At 69.4% G+C, this 21,014-nt stretch carries 19 protein-coding genes; 15 read left to right on the top strand and 4 right to left on the bottom strand.

Features of this window, described 5'->3' with window-relative positions; all coding sequences use genetic code 11:
* Positions 1-45: 45 nt before the first annotated feature.
* Positions 46-594, bottom strand: coding sequence for a hypothetical protein (locus tag QMG73_RS01360; RefSeq protein ID WP_281891854.1), 549 nt, complete (start codon positions 592-594; stop codon positions 46-48).
* A gap of 187 nt (positions 595-781) precedes the next feature.
* Between QMG73_RS01360 and QMG73_RS01355 the strand changes: the two genes are divergently transcribed.
* The 10 genes from QMG73_RS01355 (at position 782) to glpK (ending at position 12,414) form a co-directional block, all read left to right on the top strand.
* Positions 782-1,864: an efflux RND transporter periplasmic adaptor subunit gene (locus QMG73_RS01355; RefSeq protein WP_281891853.1), complete on the top strand. Its 1,083-nt coding sequence runs from the start codon at positions 782-784 to the stop codon at positions 1,862-1,864.
* A 44-nt stretch (positions 1,865-1,908) separates the two neighbouring features.
* Positions 1,909-2,625 (top strand): response regulator transcription factor, encoded by a 717-nt coding sequence (locus tag QMG73_RS01350; protein ID WP_265247051.1) that lies wholly within the window; start codon positions 1,909-1,911, stop codon positions 2,623-2,625.
* Positions 2,622-4,121 carry a sensor histidine kinase gene (locus QMG73_RS01345; protein WP_281891850.1) on the top strand — a complete coding sequence of 500 codons (1,500 nt, stop codon included), beginning with the start codon at positions 2,622-2,624 and terminating at the stop codon, positions 4,119-4,121. The genes QMG73_RS01350 and QMG73_RS01345 overlap by 4 nt, the downstream gene beginning before the upstream one ends.
* A gap of 41 nt (positions 4,122-4,162) precedes the next feature.
* Positions 4,163-5,278: an efflux RND transporter periplasmic adaptor subunit gene (locus tag QMG73_RS01340; protein ID WP_281891848.1), complete on the top strand. Its 1,116-nt coding sequence runs from the start codon at positions 4,163-4,165 to the stop codon at positions 5,276-5,278.
* Positions 5,275-5,970, top strand: a complete 696-nt coding sequence (locus QMG73_RS01335) for an ABC transporter ATP-binding protein (protein ID WP_281891847.1) — start codon at positions 5,275-5,277, stop codon at positions 5,968-5,970. Before QMG73_RS01340 ends, QMG73_RS01335 begins: the two co-directional genes overlap by 4 nt.
* Complete coding sequence (locus QMG73_RS01330) at positions 5,967-7,163, top strand: ABC transporter permease (RefSeq protein WP_281891846.1); 1,197 nt, start codon at positions 5,967-5,969, stop codon at positions 7,161-7,163. The genes QMG73_RS01335 and QMG73_RS01330 overlap by 4 nt, the downstream gene beginning before the upstream one ends.
* A gap of 9 nt (positions 7,164-7,172) precedes the next feature.
* Complete coding sequence (locus QMG73_RS01325; protein WP_281891845.1) at positions 7,173-7,631, top strand: hypothetical protein; 459 nt, start codon at positions 7,173-7,175, stop codon at positions 7,629-7,631.
* A 52-nt stretch (positions 7,632-7,683) separates the two neighbouring features.
* Positions 7,684-9,675 carry a hypothetical protein gene (locus tag QMG73_RS01320; protein WP_281891844.1) on the top strand — a complete coding sequence of 664 codons (1,992 nt, stop codon included), beginning with the start codon at positions 7,684-7,686 and terminating at the stop codon, positions 9,673-9,675.
* Positions 9,653-10,399 (top strand): hypothetical protein, encoded by a 747-nt coding sequence (locus QMG73_RS01315; RefSeq protein WP_281891842.1) that lies wholly within the window; start codon positions 9,653-9,655, stop codon positions 10,397-10,399. The genes QMG73_RS01320 and QMG73_RS01315 overlap by 23 nt, the downstream gene beginning before the upstream one ends.
* Before the next feature lie 497 nt (positions 10,400-10,896).
* Complete coding sequence (gene glpK, locus QMG73_RS01310; RefSeq protein WP_281891841.1) at positions 10,897-12,414, top strand: glycerol kinase GlpK; 1,518 nt, start codon at positions 10,897-10,899, stop codon at positions 12,412-12,414.
* Between the two features lie 149 nt (positions 12,415-12,563).
* Here the strand turns inward: glpK and QMG73_RS01305 are convergent, their stop codons facing one another.
* Positions 12,564-12,914: an STAS domain-containing protein gene (locus tag QMG73_RS01305; protein ID WP_281891840.1), complete on the bottom strand. Its 351-nt coding sequence runs from the start codon at positions 12,912-12,914 to the stop codon at positions 12,564-12,566.
* Positions 12,915-12,999: 85 nt separating this feature from the next.
* Between QMG73_RS01305 and QMG73_RS01300 the strand changes: the two genes are divergently transcribed.
* Genes QMG73_RS01300 through QMG73_RS01285 form a run of 4 tightly spaced genes read left to right on the top strand, consistent with a single transcriptional unit; the run spans position 13,000 to position 17,237 of the window.
* Positions 13,000-14,529 (top strand): fused response regulator/phosphatase, encoded by a 1,530-nt coding sequence (locus tag QMG73_RS01300; RefSeq protein ID WP_281891838.1) that lies wholly within the window; start codon positions 13,000-13,002, stop codon positions 14,527-14,529.
* A 46-nt stretch (positions 14,530-14,575) separates the two neighbouring features.
* Positions 14,576-15,115 carry a PadR family transcriptional regulator gene (locus QMG73_RS01295; RefSeq protein ID WP_281891837.1) on the top strand — a complete coding sequence of 180 codons (540 nt, stop codon included), beginning with the start codon at positions 14,576-14,578 and terminating at the stop codon, positions 15,113-15,115.
* Positions 15,112-15,801: an ABC transporter ATP-binding protein gene (locus QMG73_RS01290; RefSeq protein ID WP_281891836.1), complete on the top strand. Its 690-nt coding sequence runs from the start codon at positions 15,112-15,114 to the stop codon at positions 15,799-15,801. Before QMG73_RS01295 ends, QMG73_RS01290 begins: the two co-directional genes overlap by 4 nt.
* Positions 15,798-17,237 carry an ABC transporter permease gene (locus tag QMG73_RS01285; protein WP_281891834.1) on the top strand — a complete coding sequence of 480 codons (1,440 nt, stop codon included), beginning with the start codon at positions 15,798-15,800 and terminating at the stop codon, positions 17,235-17,237. The genes QMG73_RS01290 and QMG73_RS01285 overlap by 4 nt, the downstream gene beginning before the upstream one ends.
* On the opposite strand, the gene QMG73_RS01280 is transcribed toward QMG73_RS01285, so the two are convergent.
* On the bottom strand, positions 17,227-17,763 hold the full coding sequence (locus QMG73_RS01280; protein ID WP_281891833.1) for a DUF4352 domain-containing protein: 537 nt from the start codon (positions 17,761-17,763) through the stop codon (positions 17,227-17,229). The two genes, QMG73_RS01285 and QMG73_RS01280, sit on opposite strands and share 11 nt — an antisense overlap.
* A 65-nt stretch (positions 17,764-17,828) precedes the next feature.
* On the opposite strand from QMG73_RS01280, the gene QMG73_RS01275 reads away from it, so the two are divergent.
* A complete protein-coding gene (locus QMG73_RS01275; protein WP_281891832.1) occupies positions 17,829-18,767 on the top strand; it encodes a threonine ammonia-lyase in 939 nt (312 codons plus the stop codon).
* Between the two features lie 55 nt (positions 18,768-18,822).
* On the opposite strand, the gene QMG73_RS01270 is transcribed toward QMG73_RS01275, so the two are convergent.
* Positions 18,823-20,922, bottom strand: a complete 2,100-nt coding sequence (locus tag QMG73_RS01270; protein ID WP_281891831.1) for a S9 family peptidase — start codon at positions 20,920-20,922, stop codon at positions 18,823-18,825.
* Positions 20,923-21,014 lie beyond the last annotated feature (92 nt).

Genomic DNA, 21,014 nt, shown 5'->3' with positions numbered 1-21,014 from the left:
CTCGCGCACGACGGCGGATGCGACTCGGACTGTTCACAGCCCTGATCACGCTGTTGGCGTCGGGGTTGGCTTCAGGACCTCGCACGCCTTGGTCGCCTCCGTGGTCTTCGCGTCGGCGAGGCAGTTGCGGTAGGCGGTGTCGGCCCGGCCGCCACCGCGCTGGCCGCCCGGACCGCCCTGACCGCCACCGGGGCCACCGGTCGGCATGACCGACTGGCACGCCGCCTGCGCCTTCTCCCAGGTCGCGTCGTCGACCCCTTCGGGACGGAACCTGCCGCCGCCCGGTCCGCCCATCCCACCGCCCGGACCGCCCGTCGGGCGAGTGGACGGGTCACCCGACGGGCGGTTCGTGGGCCGGCCCGACGGAAACGCCGTCGGGCCGTTCGACCCGTCCGGGCGGGGCTGGCCGGACGCCGCGGTGTCGGGTACGTCGATGCCCTGCTCGCGCAGGCAATTCAGGTACGCGGTGAAGCCGTTGCCGCCGTTGGCGGTACTCGTGCCGCTGTCGCCGCCATCGGAGCCGCAGGCGGCTGCGAACAGCAGCGCCGCGGACCCGGCGGCCAGTGCCAGGGGCAGTCGCAGTCGACGGTTCACTGGGCCTCCAAATCGTTGGGGTCGTGCCGCGGGGCCTGGGGGTGCTCCGCGGCACGACGGCTCAGCCAAGCGGTGGGACCTCGGCGACACGTCAGGCCAAGCTCGGAGAAAGCTTCAAATCGACTCCCAGCGAACTCCGAGGCGTGGCCGAGCGAGCGGTGAGGAGTACCCGTGACACTCGCCGTCCATGGGTATGCGTGGGCGGCGGTGGGTGGTGGCCGGCGTGGCGGTCGCGGCCGCGGTGGGTTTGACCTCGGCCGGCGCGTACGCGCTCACTGGTGGCGAGCCGGCGGCCGCCCCGACGACCAGCACCGTCAAGGTCGACCGGGGTGAGGTGGCGACGGCGGTCGCGACCACCGGCACGCTGGAGCCGGCGCAGACCCGCAGCCTCAGCTTCGCCGCCGCTGGCACCGTCACCGAGGTCAAGGTGCGGGCGGGCGATCAGGTCACGTCCGGCCAGGTACTGGCGACGATCGACGCCGCCAACGCGCAGGAGAAGGTCGACGATGCCACGGAGTCGCTGGACGAGGCGCAGTCCGCGTTGGACGAGGCGGAGTCGACGCAGGTCTGCACGGTCGCGCCGTCGCGGTCTCCCTCGCCCTCGCCCTCTCGCTCTCCCGCACCGTCGGCCTCGGCTACTTGTGCGCGTTCGTCGGGCCGGGACACGATCTTGAGCGCCGAGCAGCGGGTCATCAGCGCCAAGAAGGCGCTGGCGGAGGCCAAGGAGCAGTTGGCCGGTACGAAGATCACCGCGCCGATCGCCGGGAAGGTGCTGAGCGTCTCGGGCTCGGTGGGCAGCGAGGTCCGCGGCGGCAGCGCGTTCGTCACGCTCGCCGACGTGGCAGGTATGCAGATCTCGGCGAGCTTTCCGGAGGCGGACGCCGCCCGGCTGGCGACCGGCCTGACCGGCACCGTGACGCTGGCCGACCGGCCGGGCGAGGAGTTCCCGGCCAAGCTGGTGCAGGTCGACCCGGTCGGCACGACCGAAGACGGCGGCACGATGGTGAAGTACGGCGTGGTGCTGGCTTTCGAGAAGGTGCCAAGTGACCTGCTGGTCGGGCAGAGCGCCAACGTGAAGGTCACGACGTCGTCGGTCGCGAACGTGCTCCGGGTGCCCAGCGGCGCGGTGCGCGATGACGGTACCGTGCTGGTGCGCACCGCCACCGGAGACCAGTCAAAGGCCGTTGAGCTGGGCATACGCGGCGATCAGTACACCGAGGTGACGTCGGGACTCATCGAAGGTGACGAAATTGTCATAGGCGCTTCTTAGGTCGCTCCCAGCTAATTCCGAGCTAGCGATCGTAGAGATACTGCGTGACGTCCCGCCTGACCAAGGTCCTCGTCGTCGACGACGAGCCGAACATCTGCGCCCTCCTCTCCGCGACGCTGCGGCTCATCGAGTTCGATGTACGGGTGGCCAACTGCGGCCAGGAGGCCCTGGTAGCCGCCGAAGAGTTCGAACCGGACCTGGTGGTGCTCGACGTGATGCTGCCCGATCTGGACGGGTTCCAGGTCGCGCAGAAGCTGCGGTCCACCGGCGGCCCAGGCGTGCCGGTGCTCTTCCTCACCGCGCGCGACGCCGTCGAAGACCGGATCTCCGGCCTTACTGTCGGCGCCGACGACTACGTGACCAAGCCGTTCAGCCTCGAAGAGGTGGTGCTGCGCATCCGCGCCATCCTGCGCCGCAGCCGCATCGAGCCGGACGGTGAGCCGGACACCGGCGTCCTGCGCTACGCCGACCTGGAGCTCGACGAGGACGCCCACGAGGTACGCCGGGGCAATAAGCTGGTCGAACTGTCGCCGACCGAGTTCAACCTGCTGCGGTACCTGCTGGTAAACGCCGGTCGGGTGGTCAGCAAGGCGCAGATCCTCGACCGGGTGTGGAGCTACGACTTCGGCGGCGACGGCCGGATCGTCGAGTCGTACGTCTACTACCTGCGCAAGAAGATCGACTGCTGGGAGCCGCCGTTGATCCACACCGTGCGCGGCGTGGGGTACGCCCTGCGCCTTCCCAGGTCGCCGGACGAATGAAGGTTCCCCGGTGGCGGCACTGGACGCTGCGGTCGCGACTCGTCCTCGCGGTCGCGGCGCTGGCCGCGGTGGCACTCGTCGTCGCCAACGCGGCTGGCGTGATCGTGCTGCGCCGGTACCTGACCGACTCGATCGACCAGCAGCTCAAAGCGCCGCGCCCGCCCGCCTCCGTCAGGGACGACCGCCCCAACGCGCCCTCGCCCGATACCAGGTACTTCCCGCCCGGGCGCTTCGACCAGTACAAGACGTTGATCCGCTACAACGCCGACGGCACGGTCCAGCCGTCGTACACCACCGACATGTCGCCGCCGGTCCTGGAACCGTTCGACGAGCTGGTCAAGCGTGCCGGCGGCAAGCCATACACCGTCAGCGCGGAAGACGGCGAGAGCTCGTGGCGGGTGAAGGTCACGAGCCGCGAAGACGGCGGGATCACGGTTGCCGCGATCTCGCTCCAGCAGGTCGAGGCGACCGTCGACCTGCTGCTCACCATCGAGCTTGCGGTCATGGTGGCGGTGCTCCTGCTGCTCGGGCTGGTGTCGGCGTACGTCGTGCGCATAGGGCTGCGGCCGCTCACCCGCATCGAACGCACATCAGCCGAGATCACCGCGGGTGACCTGTCGCGGCGCGTCGACGCCGACCCGCACACCGAGACCGGCCGGCTGGGCATCGCGCTCAACTCCATGCTCGACCGCATCCAGACCGAGGTCGCGGCGCGGACGACCTCCGAGCAACGGCTGCGGCAGTTCGTCGCCGACGCTTCGCACGAACTGCGCACACCGCTCACGTCGATCCGTGGCTTCGCTGAGCTGTACCGCCGGGGCGGCACGCCGGCCGGACCCGTGCTCGACGAGACGATGTCCCGGATCGAGTCCGAGGCGGCCCGGATGGGGCTGCTCGTCGAAGACCTGCTGCTGCTCGCCAAGCTCGACAGGCAGCGGCAGCCGCAGCGGCGCCCCGTCGACCTGCTGGCCATCGCCGCCGACACGATCCGCGACGCGCACGCCCGGCGCCCCGACCGGCCGGTACGGCTCGCCGCGCTCGGTGCCGACGACGGGGCCTTCGAACCGGTGACGGTGTTCGGCGACGAGCACCGGCTCCGGCAGGTCGCCACCAACCTCGTGTCCAACGCGCTGCAGCACACGCCGTCGCAGGCCGCCATCACGGTGCGGGTGGGCCGGCTGGCGCGGCTCCGGCCCTGGTACAACCCGGCGGCGGCGATCGGCGCGGAGTTGCCGCCCGCGACGCCGGTCGCCGTGCTGGAGGTCGTCGACACCGGGCCGGGCGTACCGAGCATGCACGCCGAGCGGATCTTCGAGCGGCTGTACCGTGCCGATCCCAGCCGTAACCGGCGCAACGGCGGCTCAGGGCTCGGACTGTCCATCGTGGCCGCGATCGTCAGCAGCCACGGCGGTCGGGTCGAGCTCGACACCGCTCCCGGGCGCGGTTCGGCGTTCCGGGTGTTGCTGCCGACGGGTTCTCAGTCAGCTTTGAGCTAGCGCGGGGGTTGTTCCGAGCAGCCCACACCAGGCTGTCGCCCATGCGTCTACCGCGTGCTGTCTTTGTCAACACCGGGCTCGCCGTGGTGATCGCCGGCGGTGCGGTGTGGGCGTACACGTCGTTCAGCACGGCCGAGGCGGCCGAATCCACCACCGGCAGTACGCGCACCGTCTCCGTGCAGCAGGGCACGGTGACCTCCACCGTGACCGCCTCGGGCAGCGTACAGAGCGCTTCGACCGCCACCGCCACGTTCGGTACCTCCGGCACCGTCACCGAGATCAAGGTGAAGGTCGGCGCCACCGTCAAGAAGGGCGCCGTACTGGCCATAGTGGACGACACGGCCGCGCAGCGGAACCTGGACTCGGCGAAGGCTGAGCTGGAAGCCGCCGAAGACGCGCTCGACCGTGCGGAAGAGGCCGACAGCGACACCTCCGACGCCGAAGCCCAGGTGACACAGGCCGAGTTGGCGGTCGAGGAAGCCGAGGACGGGGTCGCCGGCACGGTGCTCAAAGCGCCCATGGCCGGCACGGTGACCGCGGTGAACGGCACCGTGGGCTCTTCGGCGACCTCCTCACAGGACTCCGATGGCTTTGTGGAGATCGCCGATCTCACCAAGCTGGAGGTCTCCGCGTCGGTGGCCGAGGCGGACGCGACGAAGCTCAAGAGCGGCCAGGCGGCCACGGTCACCTGGAACGCCCTGCCGGACGCCACCGCGACCGCCAAAGTGTCGTCGATCGACCCGAACGCGACGACCGAAAACAACGTCGTGACGTACGGTGTGCTTTTCTCGCTCCAGGACGTGCCCGACAACGTGAAGGCTGGCCAGAGCGTCGAGGTCAGCGTGACCGTGGGCCAGGTCGAAAACGCCGTCTACGTCAACTCGGCGGCGCTCACCAGCGTCGGCAACCGGCATACGGTCACCGTCCTGGAGAACGGCCAGCAGGTCGCCCGCACCGTCGAGATAGGACTAGAAGGCGACCAGGCCACGGAGATCAAGTCCGGGCTGACGGTTGGCGAGCGGGTCGTGGTGCGGACGTCTTCGACCACGTCGACGTCGGGTAACGCGCCCGGTGGTGGCTTCCCGGGCGGGGGCCTCGCGCCCGGTGGCGGTTTCTCTGGCCCCGGCGGCGGCGGGCGGACCGGCGGTGGGCGATGACGGTTCTCGACGTCCGCCGCGTCGCCAAGGTGTACGGCGAAGGTGAGGCGGCCGTGCACGCCCTGCGGGGCGTATCGCTCAGCGTCGAACAGGGCGACTACGTGGCCATCATGGGTTCGTCGGGCTCGGGCAAGTCGACCCTGATGAACATTCTCGGCTGTCTCGACGTGCCCAGCAGCGGCCAGTACCTGCTCGACGGGGTCGACGTGAGCCGCCTCAACGACCGTCAACTCGCGCTCGTGCGAAACCGCCGGATCGGGTTCATCTTCCAGTCGTTCAACCTCATCCCGCGTACCACGGCACTGGCCAATGTGGAGCTGCCACTGGCGTACGCGGGCGTGAAACCGGCGCTGCGGCGCCGCCGTGCGCGGGTAGCCCTCGACATGGTGGGTCTGGCGGACCGGGCGGACCACGAACCCAACCAGCTTTCCGGCGGTCAGCAGCAGCGGGTCGCGGTGGCGCGGGCGCTGGTCACCGAGCCGGCGCTGCTGCTCGCCGACGAACCCACCGGCAATCTCGACAGCCGGTCCACAGAGGACATCCTGGCGATCTTCGATCAGCTCAGCGCCGCCGGTCGCACGATCCTGATCATCACGCACGAACCCGACGTCGGTGCGCGCGCCACGCGGCTGGTCAAGCTCTTCGACGGGCAGATCGCCTCCGACGAGCGCCAGATGAGGGTCGCGGCATGAACGTGTGGGAGGTGTTCCGGTTCGCGGTACGCGGCATCGGCGCCAACAAGCTTCGCTCCGGCCTGACCATGCTGGGCATCCTCATTGGCGTGGCCGCCGTGATCCTGCTCGTCGCCGTGGGAAACGGCTCCGCGCAACAGGTCGCCGACCGCATCGAGGCGCTTGGCACCAACACGCTCACCGTGCAAAGCACATCGCGTGGTGGGTCGTCGCCGCTGACCGTGCAGGTCGCCCAGGCGCTCAAGGATCCGGTACTGGCACCGGACGTGGCGTCGGTATCGCCGGTCGTCAGCACCTCCGCCACACTGACGTACCAGGGGACTGACCACTCGGTGCAGCAGTTCGTCGGCAGCTACGCCACATACTTCACCGCCTCGAACTCGCCGATCGGCCGCGGATCCGGCTTCACGACAGCGGATGTGGAAGCGGGCCGGCGGGTTGTCGTCATTGGACAGACAGTCGCCGAGGAGCTGTTTCCCGGGATGGACCCGATCGGCCAGGAACTCACCGTCAGCGGGGCGCTCTTCACCATCGTCGGCGTGCTCGCCGAGAAAAGCTCATCCAGTGGCTTCCAGGACGCCAACGACGTCGCGATCGCGCCGCTCACCGCCGTGCAGCAGGCCCTCACCGGGTACGGCTCGCTGACCTCCATCGTCGTCGAGGCTTCCGCGCCCGAGCGGGTCTCCGACGTACAGGCTCAGATAACGACGATCCTCAACCAACGACTCAAGGTCGAAGCCACCTCCACCTCGACGCCGTACCGGATCCAGAACGCGTCTCAACTGCTGGAGACGCAGACCGAGACCGCCGATACATTCACCACCCTGCTCGGCGCCGTCGCCGGCATCAGCCTGCTCGTCGGCGGCATCGGCATCACCAACATCATGCTGGTGACCGTCACCGAACGGACCCGCGAAATCGGCATCCGCAAAGCGCTCGGCGCGCCCCGCCGGGTCATCCTCACCCAGTTCCTCGCCGAAGCCACCATGCTCAGCCTCATCGGTGGTGGACTGGGTGTCGCCGCGGCGCTCATCGGCAGCAATTTCACCATCGTCGGCATCCAGCCGGTCATCGTTCCCAGCTCGATAGCGCTGGCGCTGTGCGTCTCCGTCGCCATCGGGCTCTTCTTCGGCAGCGTCCCGGCCAACCGTGCCGCCGGGCTCCGGCCGATCGACGCTCTCCGTTACGAATAGGAGCACGCTGTGACCTCACTCGAGGTGGAGTTGGCCGCCGCCGCGAGCCAGCGGTGGTGGAACCGGTGGACCGTGTACCTCGTCGGCGCCACACTGGTGCTCGGCGGTTTCATCGGCGGCATCGAGATGCAGAAGGCGTACGGCTCGTCGGCGTCGCCGGCCGCGTCCGGTCCACAGGGACAGCGCGGCGGCGGCAACGGGGGCTATGGCGGTTTTCCCGGTGGCGGCGCCGTCCCATCCACGGCCGCGTCCCGTCCCACGACCGGCACCGTGAAGCTGGTCGACGGAACCACCGTCTACGTGCAGACCGAATCCGGTGAGATGGTCACCATCCGCACCAACGGCGAGACCGCCGTCGCGGTGGCAGGGGCGTTGAAGGACCTCAAGGCCGGTGACAAGGTCACTGTGCAAGGCCAGACCGACAGCGAGGGTACTGTCACCGCCACGACGGTGACCGAGTCCAAATAGGACATCGTTGCGGGCGGCGATCAACGGGGTACGCGTAGTAGCGTGAGCCGTCATGCGCCCGTGCCGTCTTCTCGTCATCGGTATGGTGTGCGCCGGGCTGGCGCTGGTGCTCACCGCGACCGCGGCGGCCTTTGTCTGGCGCGCGCTGACCGGCCCTGACATCGGGGCGGCCGCCGACACCCTGCGCGGTGCGCCCGCGGTCAAACTGGCCGTGGTCTACGAGGCCCCCGACGGTCGCCACATAACGGGAAACTTCGTGGTGACCGCCGACCGCTACGCCAGCGGCACCATCACCGACCCTACGGCCGGCCGCGCCGAACTACTCGCCGGCCCGGGCGGAATCGCCGTCCGCGGCGACGCCTCCTTCTGGGCCCGACGCGCGCCACGACCGCTCAAGCGCGTGACCGACCGCTGGATCAGGCCCGAGCCCGACATGGCGTACCCATTGGACCTGGCGGCGGCGCTCAACCCACGCGCACTGGCCGACCTGGTCGAATCCGTCGGCCAGCACGGCTCCACCGCCGACACCACCGCCGACACCACCGACACGGTCGCCGGCCAACGCGTCGTAACCGTCACCGCCGGCGACTGGACCGCCCTGCTAACCGCCGACAAGCCACGCCGGCTGGTGTGGCTCGGCGGCCCAATCCACGACCGCGCCCTCTCCAAACCCGTCGCCCTCGCCCCCGCTGCGCTGGGGCGGCCGGGTTTTGCGTCCGCTGCGCTGGGGCGGCCGGGTTTTGCGTCCGCTGCGCTGGGGCGGCCGGGTTTTGCGTCCGCTGCGCTGGGCGGGCCGGCGCCCGCTGACCCGATCGCTCGGCCGCCGTACGCGGCGATCCTGCCCGAGCCGACCACAGCAACGGCGGCCGAAGGAGTACGCGAGGCCGTAGCCAAGGTCATGCCCGATGGCGGCTCCTCCGGCCCGCCCGCGATCGCCAACCTGCCGGCCGCTCTGCCCATCTTCGAAACCAAAATCAACTCAAGTGACTGCACCTCCCCGGTCTGCACCTGGTCGGTGACCGTGACCAACGTCGGCACCGCACCCGGCCAAGCCACGGTGCATGCGTTCGCGACACCCGGCATGAAGGGTCCGAAGTCGTTCCCGCTCGGCACCCTCGCTCCCGGCGCGGAGCAGACCACGACGGTGATGCCCTTCGACAACCCGGCCCCACGAGCACAGCGCGGCCAACGGACCCAAGTCTTCGTCGACTACCTGGCGTGGGTCGACAGCCCAACCCTGTACGGCGATGACAGCGATGTGCTGCGAAGGCTCGGGTCGCTCGGCATCAACCCCAACCAGGACCTGCCGCAGATCGACCCGGCCTACCAGTCCACTGTGCTCCGCGCCGCCGACCTGATGACCCGCAACCTGAGGCGAGACCAAACGGAAGGCCTAAAGAAGGCGGTCGACGCAGTCCACGACGCGGTCAGGTTCGGCATGCTCCCCGAGCTTAAAGTCATCGTCGACTCCGGCCGCCTCCTCAACCCAGAAGGCCTGACAGCCCGCCTGCCACAAGCCGACACAAACACCCTCCCAAACTCCACCCAGCAGCCCGACCCAGGCAAGATCGGTGTGCGCCGTGAGATCGAACAGGCGGCCGAGATTCTGCGTCAAGACCCAAGAGCCAAAGTGATCCTCGACGGCTACATCGAGGTGGATGGCACGAGGTATGGCGCCGACGTCTTCGACACCAGCAACAAACGCGCCTACCAACTCAAATCCGTAAGCTCGAGTAAGTTGATCGCAAACGTCAACGCCGCCGTTGACCAACTCAACGGTAGGGGCAACCCGCATGGTGCGACCCAAGTGATTCAGGACGCCCCGCCGGGATACACGAAAATTGCGGTCATCTACCTTGAGCCCCGGAGTCTGAAATTTCACCAGGGCACGAAGGAGACGTTGCAAGCGTTCCTGCATAACAAGGTGCAATTGCAGGTATGCAAAGATGGAACGCCTCTCATAGATCAGTTGGTCCTGGTGAGTGCGCGGGGTGTCTTTCAGTGGCCTAAGGAGGAGTTCCATGTCTTCGGACCTCCCTGTTAACAACTGGAACAGCTTCGACAGCGACGAGGTCTGCTGGTGGACCGCTACCTTCCCTTGGGCGCTAGACGCCGGTGCACTGATCCCCTGGCAGGATGCTGTACTTGACGCCGGAGAGCGTACTGGAATATATCGAGTGGAGGCGGCCGAATGGATGGAGTACCGCCGCCACCTGGACGGTTCGATCAGCGCCTTTATCAAGGCGCATCTTGACCGACTCTCCATCTCGAACCCGCGATTTCCTGCCGGGTTTCTGTTTGGTGACGACATGCGTTACGACGAACACAAGCTGATTGTGTCGACGCGCCTCGACTACATGGCTTCCGATGACGAGGTGGCCGACCGTTGGGTTCAAGACATGCGGGAGTTCGGGCTCGCCGTCGGTCTTCCTCACGCGTTTCCATATCGGCCGTTTGACGTGGACGTCGACCACGGATACGAAGGCTCACCCGATATGGAAGAGACCTGGGCGACCTTCAGCACGTCGACGGATATTTGGTTTCCGTGGAATTCGCCGATGGGGCGTTCCGGTGTGCCGCGCGGCGAGCCGCTGGACAACCGGGTGCTGTCGAGGCTCAACGGGGCCCGGCTCAACGCGTTCCTCGGCGAGGTCCGAGAGGCGACGCTCGCCGCCGGCGGCACCTGGACGTGCGCGCCGTGGCGCGACGAGCGGCAGGCGAACGAGTTCGGGGTCGTGCTGGACGCACCCAAGCCTGCCCGACTCTAGCCTCGCTCTGGTTGTCCAGATCTTGGTTCTCGACCGTCGCCTATGACGACGGTGGCGCTCCAAGATCTGGCGGTTGTGACGCGACTGCCTGGGCGCAAGATCCCCTGCGACGCATCGAGCGGGTCGGAGCCCTCATCAGGTGCGGTCGCGCACCATAGCCAAGACGCTTCGGTGCCGGAGGGTACTGAACGCAACGGCGGCATCGGCAGACAATGGCTGCCGGAGCGCGGCGCTCCCGGCCCTGCCATCCGCGGCGCTCCGGGGCCTTCAAACCCACGGCGCTGCTTGACGTGGCGACGCCGATCAAGGAGGTTTGCCACGATCAAGGGCGAACGCACGCGGAAAAGAGATCGAAGCACGTGTTTTTGCCCTTGATCGACGAGAACGGGCGGCGCGGCGTGGCGCGGGCGCGGCGGGCGGCGTGGCGCGGGCGCGGCGGGCGGCGTGGCGCGGGCGCCGGGTGGTGCGGTGCGGTGGAGTGGAACGGAGGAGATGGCGTGGCGCGGGTTGTTGGAGCGGTCGATCAAGGGACTACCAGTACGAGATTCATGGTCTTTGATCATTCAGGGAACGTTGTGGGGGCGCACCAGCTCGAACACGAGCAGATCCTGCCCAGGGCCGGTTGGGTGGAGCACAACCCGCTGGAGATCTGGGAGCGCACGTCGGCCGTCATCGGTACCGTCATGAACGCGCACGGCCTGAGCGCGTCAGACCTGGCCGCGCTCGGTGTCACCAACCAGCGCGAGACCGCCGTGGTGTGGAACAAGCGCACCGGCCGGCCGTACTACAACGCGATCGTCTGGCAGGACACGCGTACCGATCAGATCGCTGCGGCTCTCGACCGCGACGGGCGTGGCGACGTTATCCGCGCGAAGGCTGGCCTGCCGCCCGCGACGTACTTTTCCGCTGGCAAGGTGCAGTGGATCCTCGAAAACGTGGACGGGGTACGGGAGGCGGCCGAGCGCGGCGACGCGATCTTCGGCACCACGGACACGTGGTTGTTGTGGCACCTCACTGGTGGGGTCGACGGTGGCGTGCACGTCACAGACGTGACAAACGCCAGTCGCACGATGCTCATGAACCTCGAGACCCTGGACTGGGACGACGAGCTGCTGTCGTTTTTCGGCATCCCGCGGGCCATGTTGCCCGAGATCCGGCCTTCGTCGGATCCGAACCGCTTCGGGGTGACCCGGGCGGGCGGTCCGCTGGGCGGAGAGGTGCCGTTGACGGCCGATCTCGGTGATCAGCACGCGGCTATGGTCGGGCAGGTGTGCTTCGCCGAGGGCGAAGCGAAGAATACCTATGGCACGGGCAATTTTATGCTGCTCAACACGGGTACGTCGATCGTGCGCTCGGAGTCTGGGCTGCTCACCACGGTGTGTTACAAGTTTGGCGACGAGCCACCGGTGTACGCGCTGGAGGGTTCGATCGCGGTGACCGGCTCGGCCGTGCAGTGGCTGCGTGATCAGCTTGGCATCATCAGCGGCGCCGCGCAGAGCGAGGCGTTGGCGGCGCAGGTCGAAGACAGCGGGGGCGTGTACTTCGTGCCGGCGTTCTCGGGGCTGTTCGCGCCGTACTGGCGTTCCGATGCGCGCGGGGTGATCGTGGGGCTGTCGCGGTACAACACGAACGCGCATCTGGCCCGAGCCACGCTGGAGGCGATCTGCTACCAGAGTCGCGACGTCACCGAGGCGATGGCGACGGACTCCGGGGTGCGGCTCGACGTGCTGAAGGTGGACGGCGGGGTGACCGCCAACCGGCTGTGCATGCAGTTGCAGGCCGACATCCTCGGTGTACCGGTGAGCCGGCCGGTGGTCGCGGAGACGACAGCACTGGGCGCGGCGTATGCGGCCGGGCTGGCGGTGGGTTTCTGGAAAAACACCGACGAGCTGCGGCAGAACTGGAACGAGAGCGAGCGCTGGCAGCCGACCTGGTCGGAGGAGCGGCGGGCCGAGGGGTACGCCAAGTGGAAGAAGGCCGTACAGCGCACCCTGGACTGGATCGAGGTCGACTGACCGCGCGCCGATCAAGGGAGATCGCATGGATCAAGGGCGAATACACGCGGAAAGAGATCCAACCACGTGCATTCGCCCTTGATCGACGAAAAGAGAGGGGGCGGCAAGGCCGCGCGAAAGCGCGGCCCGGAAAGCGGAGCGGAGCTCCGCTAGTCGGCGGCGGGCTCGGGGGCGGCGGCCTCGGCCACTGTTGGGTAGGTGTTGAGGACTTCTACCAGGCCGCTCACCTCGAGGATGCGCAGCACACCGCGCTGGGGTGCGGCGATGCGTACCTCGCCACCCGCCTCGTCGCAGCTGTTCTTCGCCCGGACAAACACAGACAACCCGGTCGAGTCGCAGAACGACAGCTCGGACAGATCGAAGACGAGCCGGTTGCGGCCCTTGTCGAGCAAATCGGTGATCTGATCCTGGAGCTGCGGCGCCGTGGCCATGTCGAGCTCCCCGCCAACCGCGACGACCACAACGTCACCGCGCTGTTCGGTGTTCACCGTCAACGACATTCGCGACCTCCCGTACGGGATGAAAGGTACTCCACCCGCCAGGTACGCGCAGTAGAGGGGCGCAAAAGCGCCGTACATTGAGCGTGTGAGCGAGTCAGCGACCATCCTCGTGGCGGACGGCAGCGCCGCCAAACGGGAGCTGCTCGCCAGCGCGCTCGCCCGATCAGGATACGCGGTGATCGAGGCTCGCACCGGGGCGGAGGCGTTGGCTTGCGTCGATGCGGAGTCCGTCGACCTGGTGCTGCTCGACGTCAAGCTGCCCGATCAGAGCGGCTTCGAGGTCTGCGAGCGGATCAAGGAGCACCCGCGGCACGCCGCGCTGCCGGTGGTTCACGTGTCGGAGTTCCCGGTCGACTCGGCCGACCGGTCCAGCGGCGCGGACGCGTATCTCACCGAGCCGATCGACCCGGATGACCTGATCGTCACGGTCCAGTCCGTCCTGCGGTACTACCGGGCCAGGCAGCAGGCGGAAGGGCTCGCGGAGCGCCTTGGTCGGCTCGCCGACACCACCCTGGCGATCAACCTGGCGCCCTCGGTGGCGCGCCTCGTCGAGGCGGCGGCCGCCGGCGCCGCGAAAATCTTCGACGGGCCGGTCGTAGCGACCGCCGAGACCGCCCAGGGTGACCTGCTGGCGGCGGCGACCAACGGCCGGGACGCACCCACCACCGTGCACCTGCGGAAGGCCGACAACCGTCCGGCGGCGGTGGGCACGACCATCCGCGTGGACGAGCCCGCCGCGTGGCCGTTCGTGGCTTGGCCGGCCGGTGACACCGTGACGGTCGCGGTGGCGCGGCTGCGGGCCGACCAGCCGCCGGTCTGCGTCGCGGTGCCGACCAGGACCCAGATGCCTGGGTACCCGGTGCTGCGGCAGCTCGCGCAGGCGGTGGCCGCCGCGACGGCGGCGCAGCGCTCGTTTGACGACGAGCACCGGATCGCCCTGACTCTCCAGCGCAGCCTGCTGCAGCGAAGCCTGCCCGACGTTGCGGGCTGGGACGTCGCTGTGCGATACGAGCCGGCCAGCGCGGACACCGAGGTGGGCGGGGACTTCTACGAGTTGACGGTGATCGACGGTCAACTGCTTGTCGCGATCGGCGACGTGGCCGGCCACTCGCTGCACGCGGCCACCGTGATGGCCGAGGTGCGGCACGCGGTCCGGGCGTATGCGGTGGACGGGCACCCGCCGGCCGCGGTGCTGGCCCGTGTCGACACCCTGTTGCGCCGCCTGCTGCCGGGTGAACTGGCCACGCTGTGCCTGCTGCTCATCGATCCGCGCAACGGCAAGGTGCGGATGGCGAGCGCCGGTCACCCGCCGCCGTTGGTCGCCGCTCGTCGCGGGATCGGGTACAAGGAACACATCGCGCCATTGCTGGGCGTGGCAGCCGATCGCCCTGACGACCTGCGGTTCACGCTGCCCCGCGGCGGCACGCTCATCCTGTACACGGATGGCCTGATCGAAAGACGCGACGCCGACATCGACGCGGGCCTGGCCGCGCTCTCCAGGGCGGCGGCCCGTGTCGACGCGGACCTGGACCGCTTCTGCGAGCGCCTGGTCCGCGAGCTCGCGCCGCCCGCCGCCCTCGACGACATCGCGGTGGTTGCTGTTCGGCGTAACTGAGGGTGAGGGTTGACAGCCACTATTCGCTCGATGAATAGTTGGCCGTGTGTCCACGCCCCACGTCCTCCTCGGCCTGCTCGCCGACGGACCCAAGCACGGCTACGACCTGAAGCGGGCGCACGACCTCAAGCTGCCGCGCGCCAAGCCCGTGGCGTTCGGGCAGGTCTACGCGACGCTCGGCCGGTTGGTGCGGGACGGTCTCGTCGTGCCGGCCGGCCAGGACCGGGACGCGGGACCGGATCGCACGTCGTACGAGCTGACGGAGGAGGGGCGCAACGCGCTGAAGGAGTGGATCGCCGCCGTGGAGGCGCCGATGCCACACCTCTCCAGCGTGCTGCTCGCCAAGGTCGTGGTCGCCCTGCTGGTCGGCGACGCGGACCAGGCACGCGAGTACCTCGCCGCCCAACGCGCGGCGCACACCGTCCGGCTGCGCGAGCTGACCGGCGTGAAGACAGACGCGGCCGCCAGCCTCAGCGACGTGATCGCCGCTGACTTCGGCATCGCCCACCTCGACGCGGACCTGCGCTGGCTGCAAACCACGCTGGACCGGGTCGCCGACCTGCACAGAGAGGTGACCACCCGATGAGCTACCTGAGTGCCCGCGGCCTCGTCCGGTCGTACGGGCGGACACCTGCCCTCCGTGGCGTCAACGTCGATGTCGAAGAGGGCGAGATCGTCGCCGTCACCGGCCCGTCCGGCTGCGGCAAGTCGACCCTGCTGCACTGCCTGGCCGGGATCCTCCGGCCGGACGCCGGTGAGGTCTCCTACCGGGGCCAGCGCATCGACACCCTGTCGGAGGGCGCGCGGGCGGCCCTCCGGCGTACCGAGTTCGGGGTTCTCTTCCAGTTCGGGCAGCTCGTGGCGGAACTGACCGCCGCGGAAAACGTCGCGCTGCCGCTGCTTCTCGCCGGCACGGGGCGGCGAGAGGCGCGAACCGCGGCACTGTCCTGGCTGGACCGGCTCGGTGTCGCCGACCTCGCCGACCAGCGGCCGGGCGAGATGTCGGGTGGTCAGCAGCAGCGCTGCGCGGTCGCGCGGTCGCTCGTCACCGAGCCGCGGGTGCTCTTCTGCGACGAGCCGACCGGCGCGCTCGACTCGCTGGCCGGCGAGCAGGTGCTTGGCCACATCGTGCGGCTGGCCCGCGAGCAGCGCACCACGGTCGTACTGGTCACGCACGATGTCCAGGTCGCGGCGTACGGGGACCGGGAGATCATGTTGCGCGACGGCGCGGCCGATCCGACCGGCCTCGGCACCGTGGCGGCACAGCGGTGAAACCCGGAACACTGGTGCGGCTGGCGCTCGCCGGCACCCGCAGCGACACGGTCCGGGTGGCGCTGACCGGCCTGGCCGCCGGTCTCGCCACGCTGGCGTACCTCGCCGCGCTGACGGTGATCGCGATACCCACAGTGAATGGCGGCGGGAGGGTGTCCCCGCAATACAGGCCCGCGCTGATCGCCGAAGCCGGTCTCCGGCCGGGCGTGGTGATCGTGCTCGTGCTGCTGACTGTTCCGGTGCTGGCCCTGGCGGGTCAGTGCGCGCTGCTGGGGGCGCCGTCGCGAGACCGCCGCCTGTCCGCGATCCGGCTTGCTGGCGCCAGCCCCGGCCAGGCGGTCGCCATCGCCGCGACCGAGACCGGTCTAGCCAGCGTGCTGGGCATGATCGTTGGCGTGGGCGCGTACTTCGGCGGGCGTGCACTCCTGCACCGGCCGGATGCGGATGGCAGGCTGCCACTGCCCACCGATGTCCTGCCTCCGGTCTGGTGGATCGTGCTGGTCTGCGTGGGCATCCCGGTGCTCGCCATGCTGTTCGCGATCCTGCAACTGCGGCGGGTCGCGGTCACGCCGTTCGGGGTGGTCCGGCGGACCCGGACACGGGCTCCGTTGCCGTGGTCCGGTGTACTGATCGCCGTGGGCCTCGTCATCACGGGCTCGGTCATGCCGTTGGAGCGCCAACTCGAAGACGAATCCCGCAACTCGGGCGTGCTCCTGGTGGTGCTCTTCGTGGGACTGGCATGCGCCACGGTCGGCGTGGTGGCGGGTACCGGCTGGATCTCGTACGCGACAGGCTGGCTCATGCACCGCTTCGGTCGCCGGCCAGCGGCCCTGCTCGCGGCACGCCGCCTGATGGCCGACCCCTGGAACGGCAGCCGCACCCTCGCGGCACTCCTGGCGTGCCTCGTCTTCGGCGGCGGGGCCGCTGGCGTGCGCTCGTCGTTCGCCACGCAGTTCGCGGCGGATCAGGAGTCGTACGAGCGCTCCAACCCCGAAAGCGGGATCATCGAGCTGCGCGACACGGACTTCTACTTCGGAGCCTTCAACCTGATCAACGTCGCGATCGCGCTGGGGCTGGTGATCGCCGCCGGGGGGCTGATCGTGGCGGTCGCCGAGTCGATCGTGTCGCGCCGGCGGGCGCACGCCGCACTCGTGGCGACTGGTGTGCCCCGCTCGACGCTGGCGAAGGCCATGTTGTGGCAGTCGCTCGTGCCGGCGGCGGCCGGAATCGTGGTCGCGCTTGCCGTGGGGGCCGCGCTTTCCCAGAGCCTCTTCGGAGACGAGGTCGTTCAGGACGGCTTCACGCTGGCGGTGCCAGTACCCTATGGCGACCTGGTGCTGCTCGGGGCCGGCGCCGTGGCGGCGGTGCTCGCGGTCGTCGGAGTCGGCCTGCTCTTCCTGCGCGCGAGCACGGCGCTGGAGGAGCTCAGAGTGTGACCCGGAGGCCAGTGGAGCGCTCGGTCTCGTGCAGTTCGAGTTCGGCGATCCGGCCTTCCGGCGGGATGTCGTAGACGACCACGCCGGCCACGCGGTTGCCCGGGTTGATCTCGTTGAGGAAGACCTGCTGCTCCGGGTTCGCGAGGATGCCGGCGCCGCTGTCGGCGGCGAAGCGGGAGCCGTCCGGCCCGTACGCGCGCTGCAGCGCGTCGGCGAACGTGGCCGGACGGCTGCCCACGTTGCTTACCGTGAGCTGTACCAGGCAGAACTGCCCGACCGCGGTCTGGTTGATGAACGGGTCGCCGACCTGGACGACGCCGCACTGCACGTCGTGGACCCGGAACTCCAGGTTGCCGTCGCGTCCGGCCTCGCCGAGTGCGACGGTGTCCGCCCGCACGCGCGCGATCCGTTCGTAGACGTCGTCGCCCCAGAGCAGCACCCCGGTGACCACGCCGGTGCCCGCGCCGCAGCACAGCACGGCAGCGGCCACGGCGGCGCCGGCGATGATAGCCAGCCGACCGCGCATCCGCTCGACCCCCTTTGGGCGATTCTAGGCTTTTGTCGCACGAGATAACGGGCAATCTTGGCGGCATGGACCTGATCTCGATCGACGACGTGGAGGCAGCGGCCGGGAGCATCGCCGGGGTCGCTGTCCGCACCCCGCTGCTGCCGTGCCGGTGGGACGGCGAACTCCTGCTCAAGCCCGAAAGCCTCCAGCCGGTCGGTTCCTTCAAGATCCGTGGCGCCACCCACGCGGTGGCGTCGGTGCCGGCTGAACGCCGCTCCCGGGGCGTCGTCACGCACTCGTCGGGAAACCACGGCCAGGCGCTGGCCTACGCGGCACGCGCGGCCGGCGCGCCGTGCATGGTCGTGATCCCCGACGTCGCCCCCGCGGTAAAGATCGAGCAGGTACGCGCGCTGGGCGCGACGGTCGTCCTGGTACCGCCCGCGCGGCGGCTCGCCGAGGCGGAACGGCTGGCCGCCGAGGGTGGGCTGACCCTGATCCCGCCCTTCGACCACAGGGACGTGATCGCGGGACAGGGCACGATCGGGCTGGAGATCATCGCCGACCTGCCCGACGTCGACGTGGTGCTCGTACCCGTCGGTGGCGGCGGGCTCGCGTCGGGCGTCGCCACGGCGGTCAAGGCGCTGCGCCCCGAGGCGGCCGTGATCGGAGTCGAGCCGGAGTACGCGGCGGACGCCCGCGACTCACTGGCAGCGGGTGAGCTGGTCACGTGGCCCGTCGAGCAGACCTACCGGACGATCGCCGACGGGGTGCGCACCAACCTGTCCGAGCTGACGTTCGCGCACCTGCGGGAGCGCCTCGACGCGATCGTGACCGTGAGCGAGGAGGAGATCCGGGCCGCGATGAGCCGCCTAGTGCGGGAGAGCCGGCTGGTCGTGGAGCCGAGCGGGGCGGTCGCCACGGCAGCGCACCTCTTCCGGCGCGACAAGCTGCCGCCGGGCCGCACGGTCGCCGTCATCAGCGGCGGCAACGTCGACCCGGCGCTGCTCGTCAGCGTCGTCTGACCTTCGTGATCAGGGCGTCCCTCAAGTCGTCCTAGCGACTTGAGGGACGCCCTGATCATGGCTTGATCCGGTCGAGGATCCAGGCCGCCACGAACGCCTCTTCCTTCCATGCGTCGTACCGGCCGCTCGGCCCGCCGTGGCCCGCGCCCATCTCCGTCTTCAGCAGGTACTCGCTGGCCGGCGAGGTCGCGCGCAGCCGGGCGACCCACTTCGCCGGCTCGTGGTAGAGCACCCGGGTGTCGTTGAGGCTGGTCACGGCCAGGATCGCCGGGTACTCGACGGCCGCCACGTTCTCGTACGGCGTGTACGACTTCATGTACGCGTACACCTCGGGGTCGTGGAGCGGGTTGCCCCACTCCTCCCACTCGGTGACGGTCAGCGGCAGCGACGGGTCGAGGATCGAGTTCAGCGCGTCGACGAACGGCACCTGCGCCACCACGCCCGTGAACGCGTCCGGCGCGATGTTGGCCACCGCGCCCATCAGCAGGCCGCCCGCCGAGCCGCCCCGCGCGACCAGCCGGTCGGTCGAGGTCCAGCCGGCCTTGACCAGGTGCCGCGCGCAGGCCACGAAGTCGGTAAAGGTGTTCTTCTTGGCGAGCATCTTGCCGTCTTCGTACCAGCGGCGGCCCAGCTCACCACCGCCCCGGATGTGCGCGACCGCGAAGATGACGCCGCGGTCGAGCAGCGACAGCCGGGGGATCGAGAACCAGGGATCCATGCTCGCCTCATACGAGCCGTACCCGTAGATCACGCACGGCGCCGAGCCGTCTTTGGGCGTGCCAGCCTTGCAGACCAGCGAGATCGGCACCCGGGTGCCGTCGTCGGCGACCGCCCAGTCGCGGTGCTGCTCATAATCAGCGGAGTCGAAGGCTGTGCCACCCAGACTGGCGAGCACCGGCTTCTGCTTACGCAGGACCATCTCGCGGGTGGTCAGGTCGTAGTCGTACACCGAGTCGGGGGTCACGAACGAGGCGTAGTGCAGCCGCACGCTCGCCGTGTCGTACTCGGGATTGCTCTCCAGGCCGACGCTGTATAGCGGCTCGGGAAAGGCGATGTCGAACGAGTCGGTGGAGCCGTCGGGGATCACGCGCAGGCCGGTCAGGCCGTCCTTGCGAAGCGACACCACCACGTGGTTGGAGAACGCGTCGACCGACTCCAACCGGGTGCCCGGCGTGTGCGGGATCAGCGTGGTCCAGTCGCCTGGCGCGTCCGCCGACGTGTACGCGAGCGCGAAGTCTTCCGCGCCATCGTTGTGGAGGATAAGGAAACGGTGCCCGTGGTGCTCGATCGAGTACTCGACGCCCTGCCGGCGCGGCGCGATCACCGCGGGCTCGCCGGTCGGGTTGCTGGCCGGGATCACCCGAGCCTCGCTCGTGACCTTGCTGTGCGCCTCGATCACGATGAACTTCTCGGAGCGGGTCAGCTCGACGCCCACCCAGAACCGCTCGTCGTCTTCCTGGAAGACCACCACGTCGTCGCTGGGCGGGGTGCCGATGGCGTGACGCCACACCCGGTACGGCCGCCACGCCTCGTCGACCGTGAGGTAGAACAGCGTCGAGCCGTCGGCCGACCAGGCGCTGCCGTAAAACGCGTCGGGCACCTCGTCGGGCAGTACCTCGCCGGTGCTGAGGTCCTTGACGCGCAGCGTGAAGCGCTCGTCGCCGGCGAAGTCCGTCGAGTACGCCAGCCAGCGCCCGTCCGGGCTCACGTCGAAGGTGCCCAGCGCGAAGAAGTCGTGCCCTTCGGCGAGCGCGTTGCCGTCGAGCAGCACCTCTTCGCCGTCCAGCGGTGCACCGTCCGCTGTGGACGGAGGCGCGGTCTCGCCGTCGCGCACCGCCCGGCGGCACTGGATGCCGTACTGCTGGCCCTCGACCGTGCGCGTGTAGTACCAGTACGCACCCTTGCGGGTCGGCACCGACAGATCGGTCTCCTGCGTGCGCCGCTTCGTCTCTTCGAACAGCGTCTCGCGCAGGCCGGCGAGGTGCGCGGTGGCGGCTTCCGTGTAGGCGTTCTCCGCCTTCAGGTAGTCGATCGTCTCCGGATCGTCCTTGGCGGCCAGCCAGGCGTACTCGTCGACGATCGTGTCGCCGTGGTGGGTGCGCTCGCTGGGGACGCGCTTGGCGACCGGCGGGGTCGCGGCGGTGTCGGTGCTCACGCCGCACCACGTTACCGGGCCGCTACCGGGTGAGCGCGCGCCGCCCGCAGGCCGCACAAAGCGTCGGGAGCGAAGCGACCAGAGCGACTGCG

It is taken from the genome of Phytohabitans aurantiacus, from assembly GCF_027923225.1.
GTDB lineage: Bacteria > Actinomycetota > Actinomycetes > Mycobacteriales > Micromonosporaceae > Phytohabitans > Phytohabitans aurantiacus.
Note: the sequence above shows the minus strand (reverse complement) of the source record. Positions and strands in the feature narration are given on the sequence as shown.

What these genes read in the sequence shown, in the direction of transcription:
- QMG73_RS01355 (WP_281891853.1), top strand. Translation starts at nt 782, where the DNA reads ATGGGTATGCGTGGGCGGCGGTGGGTGGTGGCCGGCGTGGCGGTCGCG.
- QMG73_RS01345 (WP_281891850.1), top strand. Translation starts at nt 2,622, where the DNA reads ATGAAGGTTCCCCGGTGGCGGCACTGGACGCTGCGGTCGCGACTCGTC.
- QMG73_RS01340 (WP_281891848.1), top strand. Translation starts at nt 4,163, where the DNA reads ATGCGTCTACCGCGTGCTGTCTTTGTCAACACCGGGCTCGCCGTGGTG.
- QMG73_RS01335 (WP_281891847.1), top strand. Translation starts at nt 5,275, where the DNA reads ATGACGGTTCTCGACGTCCGCCGCGTCGCCAAGGTGTACGGCGAAGGT.
- QMG73_RS01330 (WP_281891846.1), top strand. Translation starts at nt 5,967, where the DNA reads ATGAACGTGTGGGAGGTGTTCCGGTTCGCGGTACGCGGCATCGGCGCC.
- QMG73_RS01320 (WP_281891844.1), top strand. Translation starts at nt 7,684, where the DNA reads ATGCGCCCGTGCCGTCTTCTCGTCATCGGTATGGTGTGCGCCGGGCTG.
- QMG73_RS01315 (WP_281891842.1), top strand. Translation starts at nt 9,653, where the DNA reads ATGTCTTCGGACCTCCCTGTTAACAACTGGAACAGCTTCGACAGCGAC.
- QMG73_RS01305 (WP_281891840.1), bottom strand. Translation starts at nt 12,914, where the DNA reads ATGTCGTTGACGGTGAACACCGAACAGCGCGGTGACGTTGTGGTCGTC.
- QMG73_RS01290 (WP_281891836.1), top strand. Translation starts at nt 15,112, where the DNA reads ATGAGCTACCTGAGTGCCCGCGGCCTCGTCCGGTCGTACGGGCGGACA.
- QMG73_RS01280 (WP_281891833.1), bottom strand. Translation starts at nt 17,763, where the DNA reads ATGCGCGGTCGGCTGGCTATCATCGCCGGCGCCGCCGTGGCCGCTGCC.
- QMG73_RS01275 (WP_281891832.1), top strand. Translation starts at nt 17,829, where the DNA reads ATGGACCTGATCTCGATCGACGACGTGGAGGCAGCGGCCGGGAGCATC.